The organism is Streptomyces achromogenes subsp. achromogenes (assembly GCF_000720835.1).
GTDB classification, from domain to species: Bacteria; Actinomycetota; Actinomycetes; order Streptomycetales; family Streptomycetaceae; genus Streptomyces; species Streptomyces achromogenes.
Map to the genome: position 1 here is coordinate 1 of NZ_JODT01000012.1, position 21,289 is coordinate 21,289.

Here is a 21,289-nt window from a genome sequence, read left to right on the forward strand (position 1 = left end):
CGCCCCCACTCCCTTGACGCCGCCCCGCCCCCGCCCCCGCCGTACCCTTGACGCCGATGAGACGCCGTACGCCGCCCCCGCCCGCCCCGCTCCCCCAACGCGACGGGGTCGATCCCGTACGGGTACGGCTGCCCGTCGACGGGGCCTGGGCCACCGTGCGGGAGCATCTGGTGGAACGGCTCACCGGGGCCGGGCCCGGAATGGTGGAGTCGATGTTCGCCGCCGGCCAGGTGTTCGGCGCCGACGGGCGGCCCGTGCCGCCGGACGCCCCGTACCAGCCGGGAATGTACGTCTGGTTCCACCGCGAGCTGCCCGCCGAGGTGCCGGTGCCGTTCCCGGTCGAGGTGGTGTACCGGGACGAGCACATCGTGGTGGCCGACAAGCCGCACTTCCTGGCCACCACCCCGCGCGGCTCGCATGTCGCCCAGACCGCGCTCGCCCGGCTCCGGCACGAGCTGGGCCTTCCGACGCTGACGGCGGCGCACCGCCTGGACCGGCTCACCGCCGGGCTGGTGCTGTTCACCGTGCGGCCCGGGGAACGCGGCGCGTACCAGACCCTGTTCCGGGACCGGCGGGTACGCAAGGAGTACGAGGCCGTCGCCCCGTACGACCCTTCGCTGGCCCTCCCCCGCACCGTGCGCAGCCGGATCCTGAAGGAGCGCGGGGTACCGGCCGCCCGTGAGGTCCCCGGCGAGCCGAACGCCGAGACCCGGGTGGAGCTGGCCGGACACCGGGCCGGGCTGGGCCGGTACCGGCTCGTCCCGGCGACCGGCCAGACCCACCAGCTGCGGGTGCATCTGGCCGCGCTGGGGGTGCCCATCCTCGGTGATCCGCTGTATCCGGAGGTGACCGGCCCGGTGCCGGCCGGCGACTTCCGGCGTCCGCTGCAACTGCTCGCCCGGCGACTGGAGTTCACCGACCCGGTCACCGGCGCGCACCACACCTTCACCAGCGGCCGCCGATTGAGCGCCTGGACGTCGTACACCGACTGGTCCGGCGGGTCCGGCCCGCACGGCTGACACCCGGCCGGGGCGTCAGCCGCCGTGCCACCAGCGCAGCAGCCGCTGCCACAGGCCGCGGGGAGGGGCCGGTGCGAGGGCCGCGGGGGCGGGATCCGGTGCGGACGACGGCTGGTGGGCCGCGGGCTGCGGTTCGACGGCCGGGGCCGGGTCGCTGCTCAGCGCGCCGACCTGCCAGTTGGCGCGCTGCGGCGGGACCGGCATGGCCCGCGGCGGCAGGTCCACGTCCTGCTGCAGCTTCGGTTCGAAGCGCACCGGCAGGGCCACCAGGTGCCGGGAGGCGATGGACGACCGCCAGCGCAGGTCTTCCTCGGCGCAGTCGAGCTGGATGTCGGACAGCCGGGTCAGCAGCGCGTCCACGCCGACGTCGGCGATGGCGCGGCCGATGTCCTGGCCGGGGCACTCGTGCGGGCCGCCGCCGAAGGCGAGGTGGGAGCGGTTGCCCTGCATGCTCTCCGACGGATCGGGCCGCACCCGCGGGTCGACGTTGCCGGGGGCGGGCGCGAACAGCAGCCCGTCGCCCTTGCGGATGCGCCGGCCGCCCAGCTCGGTGTCCTGCTTGGCGAAGTAGCCGAAGACCGTGCTGAACGGCGGCTCGTCCCAGAGGGACTGCTCGATCGCCTCCGGCACGGTCATCTGGCCGCCGTTGAGCTGGGCCCGGAAGCCCGGCTCGGTGAGGACCATGCGCAGCGCGTTGGCCAGCAGGTTCGCCGTCGCCTCGTAGGCGGCGAACAGGACGAGCCGCAGGTGTTCGCGGACCTCGTCGTCGGTCAGCCCGGCCGGGTGGCCGATGAGGTGACTGGTGAAGTCGTCCTCGGGCCGGGTGCGCCGCCGGGTGGTGAGCCGGCTGAGCGCGTCCATGACGTAGGTGTGGCTCTGGATGGCGGTCTCGGTGCCCTTCAGGGCGTCCCGCGCGGCCTGCACCATCCGGTCGTTGTACTCCTCGGGCATGCCGAGGATCTCGCACATCACGGCCATCGGCAGGTGCTCGGCGAACTGGGAGACCAGGTCGGCCCGTCCGCGTTCGCAGAAGCCGTTGACCAGGGCCTGGGTGTGGCGTCCGATGTGCCGGCGGACGCTGCGGTGGTCGATGGTGGCCATGGCCGCGGTGACCGCGTCGCGCAGCCGCTCGTGCTCGGCGCCCTCGGCGTGCGAGCAGATGGGCTGCCAGGCGATGTGCGGCATGAGCGGGTGGTCGGGCTTGACCCGGCCGTCCTTCAACGGGGTCCAGATCCGGCTGTCCCGGGTGTACTGCGAGGGGCTGCGCACCAGTTGCAGGTTCTCGGCGTGCCCGAGCACCACCCACATGGGTACGTCGTCGTGGAGCAGCACGGGAGCCACCGGGCCGTGCTCTTCGCGCAGGCTTTCATACAGGCCGGCGAGGTCGTCGGCGTCGGGGCCGTAGAGCCGCCGCGGTCCTGCGGGGCCGAGGCCGTGCGCGGGGCAGCCCGGCGGCGGGGCGAGGGACTCTGTGCCGGTCAGGGAGGGGGATTCAGACGTCACGGTGGTGTCGCTCCGGAAACGGATGGGGTGGGCCGGCGGCGGGTCAGGTGAGGGCGCCGGACAGGGCGAGGGAGTGCAGGAAGCGGGTGAGGGTGAGCAGCACGTCCTTGCTGGAGGCCCGGCGGCGCACATCGCACTCGATGATCGGGATCTCCGGGCCGAGGTCCAGGGCCGTGCGCAGTTCCTCCACCGGGTAATGGGGAGCGTCCGGGAAGGAGTTGACGGCGACGACGAAGGGCACGCCGCGTTCCTCCAGCCGGCCCATGACGTCGAAGCTGACCTCCAGGCGCCGGGTGTCGACCAGGACGACCGCGCCGAGGGCGCCCTCGAACAGGCCGTTCCACAGGAACCAGAAGCGCTCCTGGCCGGGCGTGCCGAAGAGGTAGAGCACCAGTTGGTCGGTGATCTGGATGCGGCCGAAGTCCATGGCCACGGTGGTGGCCGTCTTGGACTCGGAGCCGTAGTCGTCGTCCACGCCGATGCCGGCCTGGGTCATGGTCTCCTCGGTGGTCAGCGGCCTGATCTCGCTGACGGAGCCGACCATGGTGGTCTTGCCGACGCCGAACCCGCCCACGATCACGATCTTCACCGCGGCCTGGGCCGTGTGCGGCAGATGATCCTCGGTGCGCGGGCCGGGGATCGTGTCAGAGCCTTTGAAGTCCATGCATCACCGCTTCGAGGAGGGAACGGTCGAAAGCCGCCTGGCGGACGATCGGGGCGCGGGCCTGCACCAGTTCCGCCTGGATCAGCTCGGTGATCAGTACGGTCATCGCGCTGAACGGCAGTTGGAGGTAGGCCGAGAGCTCGGCCATGGACAGGGGGGCGGTGCACAGCCGGAGCACGGCCGCCACCTCCGGGGAGGCGGACAGCGGGGGCGCGGAGCGGGCCACGATCAGCGTCACCAGATCGAGTTCCGCGCGCTTGCCGTCCGTCGATCCGGCGATGGTGTAGAGCCGCTCGGGGTTGCCGGGCTTCTCCGCACCGCCCGCCGGTTTCACGGCCGGCGCCGGCGGGGGCGACTGGTGCTGCGGCCGGCGCCGCTTGCGCCGTGGAGGGGTCATACGGTCTGCCCGTTCCGCCGGGGCGGACTGGTGAGGTGGGCGCCGATCCGGACGACGAGGTCGCGCATCATGCCGCTCATCCGGCCCGGTTCGCAGGTGACGTCCGCGAGCACGGCGAGGTAGGCGTTGGGGCCGGCGTTCATCAGGTAGAAGTAGCCGCCCTCGATCTCGAACACCACGAGCTTCATGTCCCCGGCGCCGGGCAGTTCCTGGATGATGGCGCCGGCCAGGCTCTGGACGCCCGCGCAGGCGGCGGCCACCCGGTCGGCGGCGTCGGGCTCGCCGCCGTAGCGGGCGATGCGCAGTCCGTCGGCGGACAGGACCACGATCATCTCGATACCCGGGACGCCGTCGTTGAGCTGCTTGAGCATCCAGTCCAGGTTCGCTCGCTGCTGGATCACTTGAGGTCCCCCTCGTCGTCGGCCTCGGTGCCGCCCTGGGCGTATTCGGCCGGATCTTTGAGCAGATGCAGGTACTTGGTCGGGTTGCGGGTGAAGTCGGTCAGCTCGGGACCGGTGGCGTCCGGGGGCATGCCCTCCCTGAGGCCCTTCCAGAAGGCCTCGATCCCGGAGCCGATCGGCCGGTCCATGAGCTTCCTGCGCTCGGGGTCGATCTCGGGCTCGGGGTCCGGCTCGGTCCGGGTCTGGGACCAGATGGTGGGCCTGCCCTCGCGCTCGGCGCGCTCGATGGCGGCCTGTTCCGCGATCCGCTGGCTGAGCGGGGTCTTCACCCGGCTGCGGCGCTGCGGCAGCCCGGTCGCGGTCCACTCGGTGACCTCCGGAATGTCGTCCTCCAGGGAGATTCCGGCGGGGATCTTGGGGCTGGTGGGGCGGCGCGTCTTGGGCGGGCGCTTGGGGCCTTCCACGGCGCCGAGTTCGGGCTTGGGGATGCCGGTGGCGCCGATGCCGTGGGCGACGCCGACACCGGGCTCGGTGGTCGTCATGACGCGCGGCACGATGAGGATCGCGCGGACGCCGCCGTAGGCGGAGGAGCGCAGCGAGACCTCCATGTCGAACTGCTTGCAGAGCCGGCCGACGACGGCGAGGCCGAGGCGCGGGTTCTCGCCGAGGTTGTCCGCGTCGTCGAGGTTCCTGGCGTCCTCGATGGCCTTCTCGATCCGGGCCCGGGACTCCTCGCTGAGGCTGACGCCCGCGTCCTCGATCTCGATGGCGATGCCGGCCTGCACCTCGGAGGCGGTGACGTGCACCTTGGTGGTCGGCGGCGAGTACCGGGTGGCGTTGTCGAGGAGTTCGGCGGCGGCGTGGATGACCGGCTCGACCGCGGTGCCCTTGATGTTGATGTTGACGATGGAGCTCAGCTCGATGCGGCGGTACTCCAGGATGCGGGACATCGCGCCGCGCAGCGTGCTGTAGAGGGAGACCGGCAGCGGCCACTGGCGGCCGGGCCGGCCGCCGCCGAGGACGGAGATGGTGTCGGCGAGGCGGCCGATCAGCGAGGTGCCGTGGTCGATGCGCAGCAGGTCGTCGAAGACCTCGGGGTTGCGCCCGTGGTCCTCCTCCATCTCGCGCAGTTCCTTGGCCTGCTGGTGGACGATGGCCTGGACGCGGCGGGCGATGCTCACATAGGAGCGCTCGGTGGCGTCGCGCATCGAGATCTCGTGGTCGGCACCGGTCAGCGCGACGCGTACCAGCTCGCGGTAGCCGTCGGGCAGGCCGCGCAGTTCGGGGTCCTCGTCGAAGACGTAGCGCACGGTGTCGCGGAGCGCCTCGCCGCGGCGCAGCCGGATGAAGCCCAGCGGCAGGACGTTCTGGGAGAAGTGGTCCATCAGGTGGTGGTGCAGCGTGATCTGCTGTTGCAGCCGGGCGGCGTGCCGGGCGTGTTCGGCCTGGGCCTCGCGGAGCAGCCGGCCGCGCCGGGCGGCCTCCCCGGCGGTGGCGAGGACCAGCAGCACGGCCAGCACTCCGCAGACGCCGACGGCCACCCGGGCCGTGGGCGGTACCAGGGCGACGGCGGCCCCGGCCGCCGCGGCCATCACTATGGCCGGCGGCAACAGCACGCGCGCATAGGGCCGTTCACGGCGACCGGGAGGCTTCTGAACACTCACCATGGATGCCTTCTGTAACGAGTCGGCTGGGTGTCGGGGGGAGCTTGCGGGGGAAGGTATGGGGAACTGTCGGGATGTACTTCACATGGGGGAACAGGCGCACGAATTGCCTCAACTCGGTGCGCCGCGGGCGAGCTTAGTCCGACCGGATCAACGCCGTGTCACCTTCGGCAAGCACCTGAAATCGACCTGCGGCAGGAGTACGCTCAACTCTTTGCGCACACTGCGCTTTCGTTCGTACACACACAGTATCCACGCACGAGCGTGCGATTGTCACTCACCGTAACGAGTGAAAAAGCAGTCGAGGCCGCACCCGGACAGGTGCGGCCTCGGTTCCCCCGGACGAGTGATCTCGTCGGACCGGGATGGATCAGCCCACGGACGAGTAGGCCACCACTCCCCGCAGCAGCTGGTCGACGGCCTTGCGCGCGGCCTTGGCCACGGTCGAGTCCTCCGTGGGGGCGGCGGCGGAGATCTGCCCGAGGACGTCGATGAGCTGCTTGCACCAGCGCACGAAGTCACCGGCCGGCATCTCCGCCTCGCGCAGCACCTCGTCCAGCCCCTTGCCGGAGGCCCACATATAGGCGGCCCAGGCGAAGCCGAGGTCCGGCTCGCGCTGGCCGACGCCCTCCGTCTGGCTGATCCGGAAGTCCTCCTCCAGCGCGTCCAGCCGGCCCCAGATCCGGACCATCTCGCCGAGCGCCGCCTTGCCCTTGCCCGAGGGCAGCTTCGGCGCCATGGCGTCGTCACCGACCCGTGCCTCGTACACCAGCGCCGAGGCGCAGGCGGCGAGTTCGGCGGGGCTCAGCCCCTCCCAGACCCGCTCCCGCAGGCACTCGCTGGCCAGCAGGTCCAGTTCGCCGTACAGCCGCGCGAGCCGTCTGCCGTGCTCGGTGACCTCGTCGCCCCGCAGGTAGTCCAGCTCGGTCAGCAGCGCCACGATCCGGTCGAAGGTGCGCGCGATGGTGTTCGTACGGCCCTCGATGCGCCGCTCCAGCTGCGAGGTGTCGCGCAGCAGCCGGTGGTAGCGCTCGGCCCAGCGGGCGTGGTCCTCGCGCTCGTCGCAGCCGTGGCAGGGGTGCGCGCGCAGCGCCGTGCGCAGCCGCGCGATCTCGCGGTCGTCGGCGGCCTGCGAACGCTTCTTGCGGGCCCGCTCCGGCGGGATGTGCCCGGCCTTGGTGCGCAGCGCGGAGGCGAGGTCCCGGCGGGACTGCGGCGAGCGCGGGTTGAAGGACTTCGGGATCCGCATCCGGTCCAGCGGCTCCACCGGCACCGGGAAGTCCATCGTCGCCAGCCGTTTGACCTGCCGTTCGGCGGTCAGCACCAGCGGGCGCGGCCCGTCGTGGTGGTCGAAGCCGCGGTGCCCGTTGGACCGGCCCGCGGGCAGGCCCGGGTCCAGCACCAGCGCGAGGCCCGCGTACTTGCCCGTGGGCACATGGATGACATCGCCCGGCTTGAGCCTCTCCAGGGCGACGGTGGCCTCCGCCCGGCGCTGGGCGACGCCCTGCCGGGCCAGCTCGGTCTCCCGGTCCTTCAGCTCCCGGCGCAGCCGCGCGTACTCCTCGAAGTCGCCGAGGTGACAGGTCATGGAGGCCTTGTAACCGGCCAGGCCCTCCTCGTTGCGCTGGACCTGGCGGGAGATCCCGACGACCGACTTGTCGGCCTGGAACTGCGCGAAGGACGTCTCCAGCAGCTCGCGCGAACGGTGCCGGCCGAACTGCTCGACCAGGTTGACCGCCATGTTGTACGACGGCTTGAAGCTGGAGCGCAGCGGGTATGTGCGCGTGCCCGCGAGACCGGCCAGGTGCTCGGGGCTCATGCCGCGCTGCCACAGCACCACGGCGTGGCCCTCGACGTCGATGCCCCGGCGGCCCGCGCGGCCGGTGAGCTGGGTGTACTCGCCGGGCGTGATGTCGGCGTGCTGCTCGCCGTTCCACTTGACGAGCTTCTCCAGCACCACCGAGCGGGCGGGCATGTTGATGCCGAGCGCGAGGGTCTCGGTGGCGAACACCGCCTTGACCAGGCCGCGTACGAACAGCTCCTCCACGACCTCCTTGAAGGTCGGCAGCATGCCCGCGTGGTGGGCGGCTATGCCCCGCTCCAGGCCCTCCAGCCACTCGTAGTAGCCGAGGACGTGCAGGTCCTCGGAGGCGATGTGGGCGGTGCGCTCCTCGACCAGGGCGCGGACCTGTTCCCGCGCCTCCTCGTCGTTCAGCCTGAGGCCCGCGTACAGGCACTGCTGGACGGCGGCCTCGCAGGCGGCACGGCTGAAGATGAAGGTGATGGCCGGGAGCAGGCCCTCGGAGTCCAGACGCTCGATGACCTCGGGACGGCCCGGCGTCCACACCCGCGAACGCTGTCTGCGCTCCCGCTCCCGGTCGGCCTCGCGCATCGCCCGGCCGCGCCTGCGGTCCTGGTACGACGGCCTGGTGGCCTCCATGCGGGCCAGGCGGACCAGGTCGGGGTTGACGGCCTTCTTGTGGCCCTCGCCCTCCTCGAACAGGTCGTACATCCGCCGCCCGGCGAGCACGTGCTGGAACAGGGGCACGGGGCGGTGCTCGGAGACGATCACCTCGGTGTCACCGCGGACCGTGTCCAGCCAGTCGCCGAACTCCTCGGCGTTGGAGACGGTCGCGGAGAGCGAGACCAGCGTCACCGACTCGGGGAGGTGGATGATCACTTCCTCCCAGACGGCGCCGCGGAAGCGGTCGGAGAGGTAGTGCACCTCGTCCATGACCACATAGCCGAGGCCGAGGAGGGTCTGGGAGCCGGCGTAGAGCATGTTCCGCAGCACCTCGGTGGTCATCACGACCACCGGGGCGTCGGAATTCACGCTGTTGTCGCCGGTGAGCAGGCCTACCTTCGCGGTGCCGTAGCGGCGGCACAGGTCGGCGTACTTCTGGTTCGACAGCGCCTTGATGGGTGTCGTGTAGAAGCACTTCTTGCCCTGCCGCAGGGCGAGGTGGACGGCGAACTCGCCCACGATCGTCTTGCCCGAGCCGGTGGGGGCGGCCACCAGTACGCCCTTGCCCGCTTCGAGTGCCTGGCAGGCCTCGATCTGGAAGGGGTCGAGGCCGAAGTCGTACATCTCGCGGAAGGAGGCGAGCGCGGTGGCCTGCTCGGCTGCCCGCCTGCGGGCTGCCGCGTACCGCTCGGCCGGTGAGAGATCCTCTGTCATCGTACTTTCGAGCGTACCGGGCCCCACTGACAACGGGACGATCATTATCGGGATCCCGGGCGCAGGGCCGGCGGGCGCCGCCCGCGGCGGCCGGCGGGCCGGTCGCGGGAGGGGCCGGTACGGACGGATGCCCCCGTCCCCGGACGGATCCGGGGACGGGGGCATCGCGTGCGGTGCCTCGGTGGAGAAGGGGGCGGGCCGGTTACGTCGCGTCGTCGTAGCCGTTGACCCGGTCGGTGCTCGTCTGCTCCGGCAGCGTGCGGGCGGCCGAGACCGGCTCGGCCTCGCCGATGTCCTCGGGGGTGAGGTCCAGGTCGGCGGCCTCGTCGTCGCCGGGGCCGGCGGCCTCGCGCCGGCGCTTGCGCTTGTCGTTGAGGAGCGAGAACGCGACCGCCGCGAAGTACAGCACCCAGATCGGCCCGGCGAGGGCCACCATGGACAGCGGGTCGGTGCTCGGGGTGGCCACGGCCGCGAAGACCGTGATGCCGAGGATCATGGCCCGCCACCAGCCGAGCATGCGCCTGCCCGTCAGCACCCCGGTGAGGTTGAGCATGATCAGCAGCAGCGGCAGCTCGAAGGAGAGCCCGAAGACGATCACCATGCGGGTGACCAGCTGGAGCAGGTCGTCGAGCGGCAGCAGGTTCTTGATCTCGCCGTTCGGTGTGAAGTCGATCAGCACCTTGGCCGTGGTCGGCAGCAGCTTGTACGCGAAGAAGGCACCGCCGAGGAACAGCGGGACGCCGGTGAAGACGAAGGCGTAGGCGTACTTCTTCTCGTGCCGGTGCAGACCCGGCGCCACGAACGCCCAGAGCTGGAAGAGCCAGATCGGCGAGGCGGCCACCACGCCGGCCATCAGCGAGACCTGGAGGGCCAGCGTGAACGGCGCGAGAAGACCGTTGATGGTGATCTCCGCGCACTGGGTCTTGCCACTGGACTTGGCCAGCTCCGCGAAGGTCGCCCGACAGCCGACCGAGTCGAGGATCGGCTCCGTCAGGAAGTTGATGATGTCGTTGTAGTAGAAGGCCGCGACGATCGTCACGATGACGATGGCCAGCATCGCCTTCGCGAGCCGGTTGCGGAGCTCACGAAGGTGATCCGCGAGAGGCATCCGCCCCTCGGGATCCTTCTCCTTCTTGCGGGCAGGCTTGAGCAACCCACGTCCTCATCTCGTGCGGCAGGCCGGAACGTCCGGCCTTGTGTCAGCGCTGGGCGGAATCCGTCGGCTCGTTGACCGGCCGCGAGCTGCTCACGTCACCGGGGGCCGCCTGGATGGTGCGCTGGGCCGAGGACTGCTCGGTGGAACCGGACGCCTGGTTGGAGGTCTTGCCCTCTTCCTTCATCGCCTTGGCCTCGCTCTTGAGGATGCGGGCGGACTTGCCGAGCGAGCGCGCCATGTCCGGAAGCTTCTTCGCGCCGAACAGCAGGATGATGACGACCAGGATCAGAATGATCTCGGGAGCTCCGATTTTTCCACCGAACATGAATCTTTACCTTCTCACCGAGGCGGCTGGGTGGGGTGCTGTCCGACCAGTCGGACATATGTCCGATGGTCGTGCTGGCAGCGATCGTAACGCTCAGGGGTAAACGTGAGGCAATCCCCGTGCGTACTCCCGGTCCGCGGTGCGGGCCTCGTTTTCCGCATCGCGACCAGCAGGGTACCTGTCCGGCAGGGCAGCATGACAGGGCGAAGCGACCCAAATCGCTTGTATCACTGGTCTCACGGCCGCCGTCGGGCGTGGTTCAGAGCGTGTCGACGGCGCGGGCCGCGCTCACGGTCGCCCGCTCCAGGTCCTCGGCGGCCCGGTTGATACGGCGCGTCGAGTCCGTCACCTGCTGCCCGAGGCGCCGCGCCGCCACGAACACCCGGACGGCGAGCACCCCCAGGACGGCGAGACCCAGGAATCCCATGGCTACGGCGAACATCGGCCAGAACATGACGTCGAGACTAGACGGTCCGCCACCCCGGTCCGCACCCGGCCGTGCGATGGCCCGCACCGTGCCCATCCCCCGGCAGGCGGCCGCGCCGCCCGCTACACCGTGGAGTGCAGCCGCAGGGTCCTGACCCCGCCCCCGGTGAGCAGTTCCACGATCCGCTCCCCGGCCGGTTTGCGCACCGCGGCACCGCAGTCGGGGCAGGTGAAGGAGTAGAACGTCGTCCGGCTGCTGGCCCCGATGGCGAGCCGCAGCGCGCTCGCGGCGAGTTCGAAGCGGCCCCGGCAGTCCGGGCAGCCGGCCTTGAACACCACGGGGGCCACTCTTCTCATTCCCGCGAAGGCGGTCGCCACCGTCATCTCACCCGCACCGGATTCCGGAGACTCGCTCACAGGCCCTCGCTCCCTCTCCCTCTGGTCGTTCTCTGGTCGCAGCCGAATCCTCTGGTCGCAGCCGATCACACCCGGTCGTTCACCGACAGGGCCGTACGGCCCCGGTCACTGTGCCCGTAGGGCCCCGGTCGCCTACGACGCCCGCACCGCGCCGGCCGGAACGTCGTACGCCGCCAGGGCCTCGCGGGCCGCGCGGCGGGCGCTCTCGGCCAGCTCGGGCGGTGAGACGATCCGGCCGTCACGGCCGAGCCGCAGCGCCAGCCGGCGCAGGGAGGCCGGGTCGGGGGTGCGCAGGGTGATGCGCAGCCCGCCGTCGGGAAGCTCGTCGGCGCTGTCGTGCGGGTAGTACTCGGCCACCCAGCGACCGCCGGGACCGACCTCGACCACGACCTCCGGGTCCTCGGCGGCCGGCTGCACCAGGCCCTCGGAGAGGTCGCGCAGCTCTATCTCGGGCGGGGCCGAGGGCGCGTCGAGGATCCGGATCTCTGCGACCCGGTCCAGCCGGAAGGTGCGCCGGGCCTCGGAGCGGCGGCACCACGCCTCGACATAGGTGTGGCCGACGCTGACCAGCCGGATGGGGTCGATCTCGCGCTCGGTGACCTCGTCGCGGGCCGGTGAGTAGTAGCGGATCCACAGCCGGCGGCGCTCGGAGATCGCCCGGTCGACGTCGGCGAAGACACCGCCCTCGGACTCGAAGGTCACCGACAGCCGGGAGCTGGCGCCGGCCGCCTCCCCTGCCGCGGTCTCCACCTTGGCGGTGGCGCGCAGCAGGGCCTGGCGGTCGCTCTCCCGCAGGCCGGGCAGGGTGGCCACGGCGCGGGCGGCGACCAGCAGGGCGGTGGCCTCGTCGGCGGCCAGCCGGAGCGGTTCGGCCGCCTCCTCGCCGAGCGCGGCCGGGTTGTGCCACCAGATGCGCTCGCCATCGGTGTCGATGTCCAGCAGATCGCCGCCGCGGAAGCTGGTGCCGCACATGGGCAGCACATCGAGGTCGGCGACCAGCTCGTCCTCGCTGATGCCGAAGGCGCGCGCGACGTCGGCGATCCGGGCGCCGGGGCGCTCGCGCAGATACGTCACCAGGGAGAGCATCCGCCGGGTCTGGTCGATCGCGTTGCCGGTCCTGGCCGGTTTGCCTGCCACTGTCCCGCTCCCCCTCAGCCCTTGGCCACGGCGCGCAGCCGGTCCACCACGTCGGCCCGCAGCTCGGCCGGCTCCAGGACCACCACGTCCGGGCCGAACTCCACCAGCCAGGCGTCCAGTCCGTGCCCGTACGGAATCTCCAGCTCGTCCCAGCCGTCACCCAGTTCCCGGACCTTGACGGCCTTCGCCCGAAGGGGATAGCCGGCGCCGGAACGCAGCCGGATCAGGGCCGAGCGGTCGGCGATCTCGCCGGCCCAGCTCGCGACGGTCTCGCGCACGGTGACGACGTCCGGCACCGGCGCGGTGAAGCCCGTACCGCGGGAGCGGACCCTGCCGGTGATCCGGGACAGCCGGAAGACGCGTTCGGCACCCCGGTCGCGGTCGAAGCCGGCCAGGTACCAGTGGCCGCGCCAGCACTCCAGCGCCCAGGGTTCGACGTGCCGGGGCTCGGGACGGGCGGCGGTGGCCTTGCGGTAGTCGAAGAGGACCGGGCGGCGGTCGCGGCAGGCCAGCATCAGCGGCTCGAAGGCGGCCTCGTGCACCGGGATGCGCGGCTCCAGGGCGCCGTGCGCGCCGTACGGGTCGACGTCCTCGGGCAGCCCGGCGGCGCGCAGCTTCTGCAGAGCCCCGCTGGCCGCGCCGGCCAGCCGGGCCTGCTGCCAGACCTTGGCGGCGAGGCCGAGGGCGGCGGCCTCCTCGGCGTCCAGGGTGATGGGCGGCAGGCGGTTGCTGTCGCGGCGGGCGAGATAGCCGACCTCGCCGTCCAGGTTCTCCACGGTCTCGATGACCAGGCCCAGCTCGCGCAGGTCGTCCTTGTCCCGCTCGAACATCCGGTTGAAGGAGTCGTCGGAGCCCGCCTCCAGATAGGCCTCGATGGACTCGCGCAGCTCGCGCTTGCTGAGTGGCCGGCGTGCGCCGAGCAGACACAGCGCGAGGTTCATCAGCCGCTCGGCCTTGGCAATGGCCATCGACGCCCTTCGCCTTCCCTATGGTGCTTCCGACCGATGACCGTACCGCTCCGCGGGGCGTCGGCAAAAGCCGAGGGCCCCTGCCCGGCCGGGCAGGGGCCCCAGGAGGCCGGGCAGCGGCCCCGGGTGATCACGCCGGTGCGGCCCGCATTCCCCGGCGCGGACCGGTTCCGGCCGGCCGGGGGCGGGTCGTCCCGGACGCCGACGGCGCCGGCCGAAGCGGCCGGGACGCCTGGCGTGGATCAGACGGCGAGCAGGTCCACCACGAAGATGAGGGTCTCGCCGGGCTTGATCGCCGGGGTCGGGCTCTGGTTGCCGTAGGCGAGGTGGGCCGGGATGGTCAGCCGGCGGCGGCCGCCGACCTTCATGCCCTGCACGCCACGGTCCCAGCCCGCGATGACGCGGCCGGCACCCAGCGGGAACTTGAACGGAGTACCGCGGTTCCAGCTGGCGTCGAACTCCTCGCCGGTGCTGTAGGCGACGCCCACGTAGTGGACGGTGACCATCTGGCCCGCCTGCGCGACCGGCCCGTCGCCCTCCCAGATGTCCTTGATCTCGAGGTCGGCGGGCGGCGGGCCCTCGGGGAAGTCGATCTCGGGCTTGTCGTTGTTCACGTCAAAAGCTCCTGCTTGTGTACGGCACGAATCCCGGACAGTCTTTCACCCCGCCGCTCTCCCGGCCGCCAGGGTCCCGCGCTACATCGCCGCAAGGATGTCCACGGTGAACACGAGGGTGGAGCCCTTCTTGATGGCCCCGCCGCCCGGCGGCTTGTCGCCGTAGGCCAGCTCGGGCGGGACGACGATCAGGACCCTGCTGCCCACCTTCTTGCCGGTCAGGCCCTGGGCCAGGCCCTTGACCACCTCCCGCATCTGCTGCAGCGAGAACTGGCTGAGCCGGCCGGAGCCGTACGTCCGCTCGAACGTCTTGCCGCCGTCCCAGACCAGCCCCTGGAACTGGCACAGCAGCGTCTGGTCGGCCTTCAGCTCGGGACCGTCACCCTCCAGGACGTACCGCGACACGAGCTTCTTCGGCGGAGCGGCCTGGGGGACGGTGACCTTCGGCGCCCCGCCGTCGGTGCCGGTGCCCACCTTCGGCAGGGCGGCGTCGGTCTGCGGGACCGGGGTGCCCTTGGCGGAGCTCTTGGAGTTGAACGACTCGATCAGGTCGATGACGAAGACCAGCGTGTCGGTGCCCTTGATGCCCGCCTTCGGATTGCCGCCCTCGCCGTACCCCAGGGCGGGCGGGACGGCGATCTGGACCCGGCTGCCGGTCCTCTTGCCCTGGAGGGCGTACCGCCAGCCGTCGATGATGCTGCCCTGGGCGAGCTGCATGACCAGCGGGCGCTTGCGGTCGTAGGAGTTGTCGAAGACCTTGCCGGTGTCCCAGATCTGGCCGAGGTAGTCCGCCCGGATGAACTCGTTCTCCGCGACCGTCCGCCCACCGCCCGCGATCACCGTCCGGACCGCGAGGTTCTTCGACGGGGTGCCCGGTCCCTTGGCGACCGTCGGCTTCTCGCCGAACCTCCGGCCCGCGGTGATCGCCGGCAGCGGCCCCTCCACGATCTTGGGCGGGGGCGAGGCGGACGCCGACGGCGAGGCCACGGCGCTGCTGGAATCGGACGAGTCGTCACCGCATCCGGCGAGCGTGACCAGTCCTGCGGGTACGGCGGCGAGGAGAAGCGAGCGTCGGCGCACGGAAGAGCCTCGTAATCGATCGGTCCAGCGGATGGCGTGCGCGCAACTCTACGACCCGGGACGGGCGCCGTACGGAAAACGTACGGCGCCCGTGTGGCGTTTCCGCATGTCGCGGCCGGGCGGACGGTCCGCCCCGTCGCCGCTACATACCGGCGATCAGTTTCTCCACCCGGTCGTCCACCGAACGGAACGGGTCCTTGCACAGAACGGTGCGCTGCGCCTGGTCGTTGAGCTTCAGGTGCACCCAGTCGACCGTGAAGTCCCGGCGCTGCTCCTGCGCCCGCCGGATGAAGTCGCCGCGCAGCCGGGCCCGAGTGGTCTGCGGGGGAACCGACTTGCCCTCGAAGATCTTCAAGTCGTTGCAGATCCGGGCGGCTTGGCCCTTCTTCTCCAGCAGGTAGTACAGGCCGCGACGGCGGTGGATGTCGTGGTAGGCGAGGTCTATCTGGGCGACCCGCGGATGCGACATCGTCATGTTGTGCTTGGCCCGGTACCGCTCGATGAGCTTGTACTTCATGACCCAGTCGATCTCGGTCTCGACGCGGTCCAGTTCCTCGGTCTCGATGGCCTCCAGCGTGCGGCCCCACAGCTCCAGGACCTGCGCGACGGTGCCGGTGCGGATGCCCCGGCGGTCGCAGAAGTCCAGCGCCTTGTCGAAGTACTCGCGCTGCACCTCCAGCGCGGAGGCCTCCCGGCCGCTGGCCAGGCGCACCTTGCGCCGGCCGGTGATGTCGTGGCTGACCTCGCGGATCGCCCGGATCGGGTTCTCCAGGGTGAGGTCGCGCATCACCGTGCCCGCCTCGATCATGCGCAGCACCAGGTCGGTGGCGCCGACCTTCAGCAGCATCGTCGTCTCGGACATGTTCGAGTCGCCGACGATGACGTGCAGCCGGCGGTAGCGCTCGGCGTCCGCGTGCGGCTCGTCGCGGGTGTTGATGATGGGCCGGGAACGGGTCGTCGCCGAGGAGACGCCCTCCCAGATGTGCTCCGCGCGCTGACTGACGCAGTAGACGGCACCGCGCGGGGTCTGCAGTACCTTGCCGGCGCCGCACAGCAGCTGCCGGGTGACGAGGAAGGGGATGAGAATGTCCGCGAGCCGGGAGAACTCCCCGTGCCGGGCCACCAGGTAGTTCTCGTGGCAGCCGTAGGAGTTGCCCGCCGAGTCGGTGTTGTTCTTGAAGAGGTAGACGTCGCCCGCGATTCCCTCCTCGTGCAGGCGTCGTTCCGCGTCCACCAGGAGTCCTTCGAGAATGCGCTCGCCGGCCTTGTCGTGGGTGACCAGTTCGGTCACGTTGTCACATTCGGGGGTCGCGTATTCCGGATGTGAGCCCACGTCGAGATAGAGCCGGGCGCCGTTTCGCAGAAAGACATTGCTGCTGCGGCCCCATGACACGACACGGCGGAAGAGGTACCGCGCCACCTCGTCAGGAGACAGGCGCCGCTGTCCCCTGAACGTGCACGTGACGCCGTACTCGTTCTCCAGCCCGAAAATGCGGCGGTCCATGAGGGAACATTACGCCCGATCCCCCGAGCTGAAACGGGGTTCGGGGGCACGATTTGGATCATTTTCCGATGAAGCCGCAACGACACCGCCCCGCACGGGAGCCGCGAGGACCCCTCCGGTGGCGAGCAGGACCAGCAACGACACCGCCCCGGCCACGCTCGGCAGGCCGAAGCCCCACACCGTGCCGCCGGCCTGTACCACCGGCCCCGCCAGGCCCGTTCCCACCGACGCGCCCACGGTGAACGTCGTCACCAGCCAGGAGAACGCCTCGGTGACCGTGCCCCTCGGCGCGTGCCGGTCCACGATGATGAACGCGCAGGCGATGCAGGGCGCCAGGAAGACCCCGGAGACCACGCTGAGCAGCACCATCCAGACCGTGCCCGGCGTCAGCGTGAGCGGCAGGTAACACACCGCCAGCAGCGCCACCAGGACCCTCAGCCGCCGCTCGGGCGAGCCCGCCCACTGCCGGGCGCCGTAGACGGAACCGCCGGCCAGCGCGCCCAGACCGAGCCCGGCCATCAGCCAGCCGTAGACCGCGTCACCGCCATGACCGTCGGCGTACGACACCGCGGCGACCGTGATGGAGCCCAGCGCGATGCCGATGAACAGGAACGCGGCGAGCAGCGCCAGCAGGCCGGGCGAGCGCAGCGCGCCCAGCCAGTGCGCCTCGCGCGGGGCCGAACGCCAGGCCCGCGAGGGCGGCGAGACGACCACGGACAGGGCGCCGAGCACACCCAGCAGGTTCAGCACGAGCAGGGCGGCCCGCTCGTCCCACACCGAGACGCACACGGTCACCAGCAGCGGGCCGACGGTGAACATGACCTCCTGCGCGATCGCGTCCATGGCATACGCGGTGTGCACCTGCTCCTCGCGGCGCAGCACCGACGGCCACAGGGCGCGCAGACCGCCCTCCAGCGGCGGGGCGAACAGGCCGGACACCGCCACGGCCGCGTAGGCCGCCGGCAGCGGGTCGGTGCCGCGGAACGCGAAGACCGTCATGGCCAGGGCCGCCAGAACGGCCGCGGGCAGCTGGACGCGCGGCTGGCCGTAGAGGTCCACGAGCCGGCCCAGCACCGGCTGGCCGACGGCGTTCGCCACGCCGTACACGGCCGCGAGGGCGCCGGCCAGGCTGTAGGTGCCGCCGTCGGCGCGGACGAAGAGCACCAGCGCGATGGCCGCGGTCGCGTTCGGCAGCCGGCCCACCAACGTCCCGGCGAGCAGCCGGAGCGCATGTCTCGCCCGCAGGATCTCCAGGTATCCCGTGGCCATGCCCGCCTCCAAGTGTTACGTATAACTTCCCTCCTCATACGTACCATGTCCGCTGTTCACACGTCCAACGTGATGCACCCCCACACGAAGGAGCACGTCCACCGTGGCACGCAGCAGCACGCGCCCGACCAGCCGGGACGTCGCCCACGCGGCCGGGGTCTCCCAGGCGGCCGTCTCCCTCGTGCTGGGCGACAAATGGCGCGGCCGGGTCTCCGAACCCACCGCCGAACGCGTCCGCCAGGCCGCCCGCGACCTGGGCTACCGGCCCAACCTCGCCGCCCGCAACCTCCGCCTCGGCCGCACCCGCACGGTCCTCCTCGTCGTCCCCGCCCTCACCACCGAGTTCTTCGCCGGCGTCTACACCGGCGCCGCCCGCGTCGCCGCCGAGCACGGCTTCGGCGTCGTCCTCTACCCCTCCCCCGAAGGCATCGGCCCCGCCCGCGACCCCTTCGCCTCCGCACAGGCCGCCCTGGACGGCGTCATCGCCTCCTCCATGGCCGCCGACGCCCTCACCGACATCCGCGGCGACCAGCTCCCCCTCGTCATGCTGGACAGCGACCCCGCCGGCAGCCTCGGCGCCGCCACCGTCAACCTCGACATCGCCGACGGCGTCCGCCAGGTCACCGAACACCTCCTCGGCCTCGGCCACCGCCGAGTGCTCCACCTCGCCGCCGACGTCCCCTCCTGGACCTTCGACATCCGCGCCCGGGAACTGGCCGCCCGCATGGCCGCCGTCCCCGGCACCGAGGTACGCACCGCCCGCGCCCCGATCTCCATCGACGGCGCGCGCACCGCCACCGAGGCCGCCCTCACCGCACCCGGACCCCGGCCCACCGCCATCGTCTGCGACGACGACAAACTCGCCGCCGGCGCCTACAAGGCCCTGCGCCGCCTCGGCCTGCGCATCCCCGACGACATCTCCGTCACCGGCCTCGACGACCTGGCCCTGGCCACCGCCATCGACCCCGAGCTGACCACCGTACGACTGGACGCCGAGCTGTTCGGCGAACACGGCATGCGCGCCCTGCTGGCCGTCCTGGAGGGCCACAGCCCGGACAACGGGGACATCCCCGTCCAGCTCGTCGTCCGGGGCTCCACGGCCCCGCCGCCCACACCCTAGAAACGCCGGACGCCCCGGCCATCGACGGCCGGGGCGTCCCGCTGCGTGCGCCGCAAGCGGCTCACTGCTCCTCGGAACCGTCCTCCGCGGAGCTCTCCGCCTCCGTGCTCGCGCCGTCCGCCGCCAGCAGCCGGTCCAGCTGCCGGCCGACGATCCGCTTGAACTTCCGCTTCTGCGGGCGCGTACGGTCCAGCACCGCCACCTCCAGCCGCTCGGCGGGGATCTCCCGCTCGCTGCCGTTGGTGTCCCGGGACAGCGCCTGCACCGCCAGCTTCAGCGCCTCCGCCAGGCTCATCCCGTCCCGGTGCCGCTGGTCCAGGAAGTTGCTGATCTGCTCCGCGTTGCCGCCCACCGCGACCGAGCCGTGCTCGTCCACGATGGAACCGTCGTGCGGCAGCCGGTAGATCTGGTCGCCCTCCGGGGTCTCCCCGACCTCGGCCACCACCAGCTCCACCTCGTACGGCTTCTCGGCCGCCGAGGAGAAGATCGTGCCCAGCGTCTGCGCGTAGACGTTGGCCAGGCCGCGCGCGGTGACATCGTCGCGGTCGTAGGTGTAACCGCGCAGGTCGGCGTAGCGGACACCGCCGATGCGCAGGTTCTCGTACTCGTTGTACTTGCCGGCCGCGGCGAAGCCGATCCGGTCGTAGATCTCGCTGAACTTGTGCAGCGCGCGGGACGGGTTCTCCCCGACGAACACGATGCCGTCGGCGTACTGCAGCACGACCAGGCTGCGGCCACGGGCGATGCCCTTGCGGGCGTACTCCGCCCGGTCGGCCATGGCCTGCTGAGGTGAGACATAGAACGGCGTCGACACCGGTTATCCGTCCCTTTCTGTCATGGTCACTGGATCACCTTGAATAAGAACCGGGCCCGCGCGCTCAGAGCAGGGCGGCCTTGGGGCCGTCCGGCTCCTCCAGGCGCTTCTGGAGCACCGCGCGGGACACCTCCGACGCCTCCTCCTCGGTGAGCCGGCGGAAACCGTCCTCGGTGATCACGGTGATGATCGGGTAGATCCGGCGGGCGACATCGGGACCACCGGTCGCCGAGTCGTCGTCAGCCGCGTCATAGAGGGCCTGCACCACCAGTGTGGTGGCCTGCTCCTCGGACAGGTCGTCCCGGAACAGCTTCTTCATCGCACCGCGCGCGAAGATCGAGCCCGAGCCCGTCGCCGCGAAGTTGTGCTCCTCGGAGCGGCCGCCCGTGACGTCGTACGAGAAGATGCGCCCCCTCTCGCGGTCCAGGTCGTACCCCGCGAACAGAGGGACCACGGCCAGGCCCTGCATGGCCATGCCGAGGTTGGAACGGATCATGGTCGACAGCCGGTTCGCCTTGCCCTCCAGCGACAGCTGGGCGCCCTCGACCTTCTCGAAGTGCTCCAGCTCCAGCTGGAAGAGCTTGACCATCTCCACGGCCAGGCCGGCGGTGCCGGCGATACCGACCGCCGAGTACTCGTCGGCCGGGAACACCTTCTCGATGTCCCGCTGGGCGATCACGTTGCCCATCGTGGCCCGGCGGTCGCCGGCGAGGACGACCCCGCCGGGGAACGTCACGGCCACGATGGTCGTTCCGTGCGGCGCCTCGAGCACGCCCTGGGTGGGCGGCAGCTGGCGGTTGCCGGGCAGCAGCTCGGGCTGGTGCTCGGCGAGGAAGTCCATGAACGAGGAGGATCCTGGCGTCAGGAAGGCAGATGGTAGACGCCCGGTGCTACGAGTGTTGGCTTCCACGCGTTTCCTTCCACATAAGCAGCAGCCCGCCTCATGACATCGGGCTGATCCTTGAACTGCCCCAGTGCGGCATTGCAGCTGAAGCACAGTACGCCACGGACCCTACCCGTCTCATGGCAGTGATCCACATGTGCGGGCACGGCGCTGAGGGACACACAACAGACGCCCCCTCGAGAGGCGATCGACTCGCCCCGGCAGCAGACCCGCGGTCCGTCGCGGGTCGCCTTGTCGCCGGCGAAGGCTGCTCGCGGCCTGCCTTGCTCGCACCGCGAGCAGCGCTTCACCCCCTGCTCGTCGCTCACCTACACCCCCGAACCCCCGAACCTTAGATTCGAAGGCAAAAGCGGTCTACTGACCACCCTTCTGAACGAAGGAGCGCACGAAATCCTCGGCGTTTTCCTCGAGCACGTCGTCGATCTCGTCCAGGACCGAGTCCACGTCGTCGCTCAGCTTCTCGTGTCGTTCCTTCAGGTCCTCCGAAGCCTGCGCGTCCTGCGCCTGCTCCTCGACCTCCTCGGTGGACCGGGTGGCCTTCTGCTGGCCGCCGCCGGTGTCCTTGGTCGCCATAACCTCACCCCGCTCAGTTCGCCTGCCGATCGGTGATGATCAGACCCTATAGGCCGGGTCCGACATCGGCCCCGCAGTTTCCACAACGTGCGGGGCCCACCTCGATGATTCCCGGGCGGTGGGGTTTCCACCCCGACCGCCCGGGGCGGTACGAGT

22 protein-coding genes are annotated in these 21,289 nt (G+C 71.1%); 2 read left to right on the top strand and 20 right to left on the bottom strand.

Annotated features, from left to right (window positions below):
* The first annotated feature begins 56 nt into the window (after positions 1-56).
* On the top strand, positions 57-1,019 hold the full coding sequence (locus IH25_RS0113645) for an RluA family pseudouridine synthase (RefSeq protein WP_030608260.1): 963 nt from the start codon (positions 57-59) through the stop codon (positions 1,017-1,019).
* Between the two features lie 15 nt (positions 1,020-1,034).
* On the opposite strand, the gene IH25_RS0113650 is transcribed toward IH25_RS0113645, so the two are convergent.
* The 16 genes from IH25_RS0113650 to IH25_RS0113725 all read right to left on the bottom strand — a co-directional run bounded on the left by IH25_RS0113650 (position 1,035) and on the right by IH25_RS0113725 (position 17,722).
* On the bottom strand, positions 1,035-2,522 hold the full coding sequence (locus tag IH25_RS0113650; protein ID WP_030608263.1) for a cytochrome P450: 1,488 nt from the start codon (positions 2,520-2,522) through the stop codon (positions 1,035-1,037).
* Positions 2,523-2,565: 43 nt separating this feature from the next.
* Positions 2,566-3,186 (bottom strand): GTP-binding protein, encoded by a 621-nt coding sequence (locus IH25_RS0113655; protein WP_030608265.1) that lies wholly within the window; start codon positions 3,184-3,186, stop codon positions 2,566-2,568.
* Positions 3,167-3,583, bottom strand: coding sequence for a DUF742 domain-containing protein (locus IH25_RS0113660; RefSeq protein WP_030608268.1), 417 nt, complete (start codon positions 3,581-3,583; stop codon positions 3,167-3,169). Before IH25_RS0113660 ends, IH25_RS0113655 begins: the two co-directional genes overlap by 20 nt.
* On the bottom strand, positions 3,580-3,984 hold the full coding sequence (locus IH25_RS0113665; RefSeq protein WP_030608271.1) for a roadblock/LC7 domain-containing protein: 405 nt from the start codon (positions 3,982-3,984) through the stop codon (positions 3,580-3,582). Before IH25_RS0113665 ends, IH25_RS0113660 begins: the two co-directional genes overlap by 4 nt.
* Complete coding sequence (locus IH25_RS0113670; RefSeq protein ID WP_245172790.1) at positions 3,981-5,651, bottom strand: sensor histidine kinase; 1,671 nt, start codon at positions 5,649-5,651, stop codon at positions 3,981-3,983. Before IH25_RS0113670 ends, IH25_RS0113665 begins: the two co-directional genes overlap by 4 nt.
* Positions 5,652-6,018: 367 nt before the next feature.
* Positions 6,019-8,871 carry a DEAD/DEAH box helicase gene (locus IH25_RS0113675; protein ID WP_030608277.1) on the bottom strand — a complete coding sequence of 951 codons (2,853 nt, stop codon included), beginning with the start codon at positions 8,869-8,871 and terminating at the stop codon, positions 6,019-6,021.
* A 157-nt stretch (positions 8,872-9,028) separates the two neighbouring features.
* Complete coding sequence (tatC, locus tag IH25_RS0113680; RefSeq protein WP_030608280.1) at positions 9,029-9,979, bottom strand: twin-arginine translocase subunit TatC; 951 nt, start codon at positions 9,977-9,979, stop codon at positions 9,029-9,031.
* A 46-nt stretch (positions 9,980-10,025) separates the two neighbouring features.
* Positions 10,026-10,307 carry a Sec-independent protein translocase subunit TatA gene (tatA, locus tag IH25_RS0113685; RefSeq protein ID WP_030608283.1) on the bottom strand — a complete coding sequence of 94 codons (282 nt, stop codon included), beginning with the start codon at positions 10,305-10,307 and terminating at the stop codon, positions 10,026-10,028.
* Between the two features lie 259 nt (positions 10,308-10,566).
* Complete coding sequence (locus IH25_RS0113690) at positions 10,567-10,761, bottom strand: hypothetical protein (protein WP_030608286.1); 195 nt, start codon at positions 10,759-10,761, stop codon at positions 10,567-10,569.
* Between the two features lie 95 nt (positions 10,762-10,856).
* Positions 10,857-11,117 carry a hypothetical protein gene (locus tag IH25_RS0113695; RefSeq protein WP_037654916.1) on the bottom strand — a complete coding sequence of 87 codons (261 nt, stop codon included), beginning with the start codon at positions 11,115-11,117 and terminating at the stop codon, positions 10,857-10,859.
* Between the two features lie 165 nt (positions 11,118-11,282).
* Entirely contained in the window at positions 11,283-12,287 is a 1,005-nt protein-coding gene (locus IH25_RS0113700) for a helix-turn-helix transcriptional regulator (RefSeq protein WP_030608293.1), read from the bottom strand.
* A gap of 14 nt (positions 12,288-12,301) precedes the next feature.
* Complete coding sequence (locus tag IH25_RS0113705; RefSeq protein WP_030608296.1) at positions 12,302-13,255, bottom strand: helix-turn-helix transcriptional regulator; 954 nt, start codon at positions 13,253-13,255, stop codon at positions 12,302-12,304.
* Between the two features lie 242 nt (positions 13,256-13,497).
* Complete coding sequence (locus tag IH25_RS0113710; RefSeq protein WP_030608299.1) at positions 13,498-13,869, bottom strand: FKBP-type peptidyl-prolyl cis-trans isomerase; 372 nt, start codon at positions 13,867-13,869, stop codon at positions 13,498-13,500.
* An 81-nt stretch (positions 13,870-13,950) separates the two neighbouring features.
* Entirely contained in the window at positions 13,951-14,949 is a 999-nt protein-coding gene (locus IH25_RS0113715; protein ID WP_030608303.1) for an FKBP-type peptidyl-prolyl cis-trans isomerase, read from the bottom strand.
* 142 nt (positions 14,950-15,091) lie between these two features.
* The gene (gene pafA, locus IH25_RS0113720; protein WP_030608306.1) at positions 15,092-16,453 is read right to left on the bottom strand and encodes a Pup--protein ligase; all 1,362 of its coding nucleotides are present in this window, start codon (positions 16,451-16,453) and stop codon (positions 15,092-15,094) included.
* 9 nt (positions 16,454-16,462) lie between these two features.
* Positions 16,463-17,722 carry an MFS transporter gene (locus IH25_RS0113725; protein ID WP_030608309.1) on the bottom strand — a complete coding sequence of 420 codons (1,260 nt, stop codon included), beginning with the start codon at positions 17,720-17,722 and terminating at the stop codon, positions 16,463-16,465.
* Positions 17,723-17,825: 103 nt separating this feature from the next.
* Here IH25_RS0113725 and IH25_RS0113730 point away from each other — a divergent pair, with 103 nt between their 5' ends.
* Positions 17,826-18,842: a LacI family DNA-binding transcriptional regulator gene (locus tag IH25_RS0113730; RefSeq protein ID WP_030608311.1), complete on the top strand. Its 1,017-nt coding sequence runs from the start codon at positions 17,826-17,828 to the stop codon at positions 18,840-18,842.
* 61 nt (positions 18,843-18,903) lie between these two features.
* Here IH25_RS0113730 and prcA read toward each other — a convergent pair whose 3' ends face one another.
* From prcA to IH25_RS0113750, 4 genes are all read right to left on the bottom strand, one after another.
* Positions 18,904-19,656: a proteasome subunit alpha gene (prcA, locus tag IH25_RS0113735; RefSeq protein WP_030608314.1), complete on the bottom strand. Its 753-nt coding sequence runs from the start codon at positions 19,654-19,656 to the stop codon at positions 18,904-18,906.
* A gap of 64 nt (positions 19,657-19,720) precedes the next feature.
* Entirely contained in the window at positions 19,721-20,566 is an 846-nt protein-coding gene (gene prcB / locus IH25_RS0113740; RefSeq protein WP_030608319.1) for a proteasome subunit beta, read from the bottom strand.
* Positions 20,518-20,868, bottom strand: coding sequence for an endonuclease domain-containing protein (locus IH25_RS42960; RefSeq protein ID WP_342447352.1), 351 nt, complete (start codon positions 20,866-20,868; stop codon positions 20,518-20,520). The genes prcB and IH25_RS42960 overlap by 49 nt, the downstream gene beginning before the upstream one ends.
* Positions 20,869-20,914: 46 nt before the next feature.
* Positions 20,915-21,133, bottom strand: a complete 219-nt coding sequence (locus IH25_RS0113750; RefSeq protein WP_030608326.1) for a ubiquitin-like protein Pup — start codon at positions 21,131-21,133, stop codon at positions 20,915-20,917.
* Positions 21,134-21,289 lie beyond the last annotated feature (156 nt).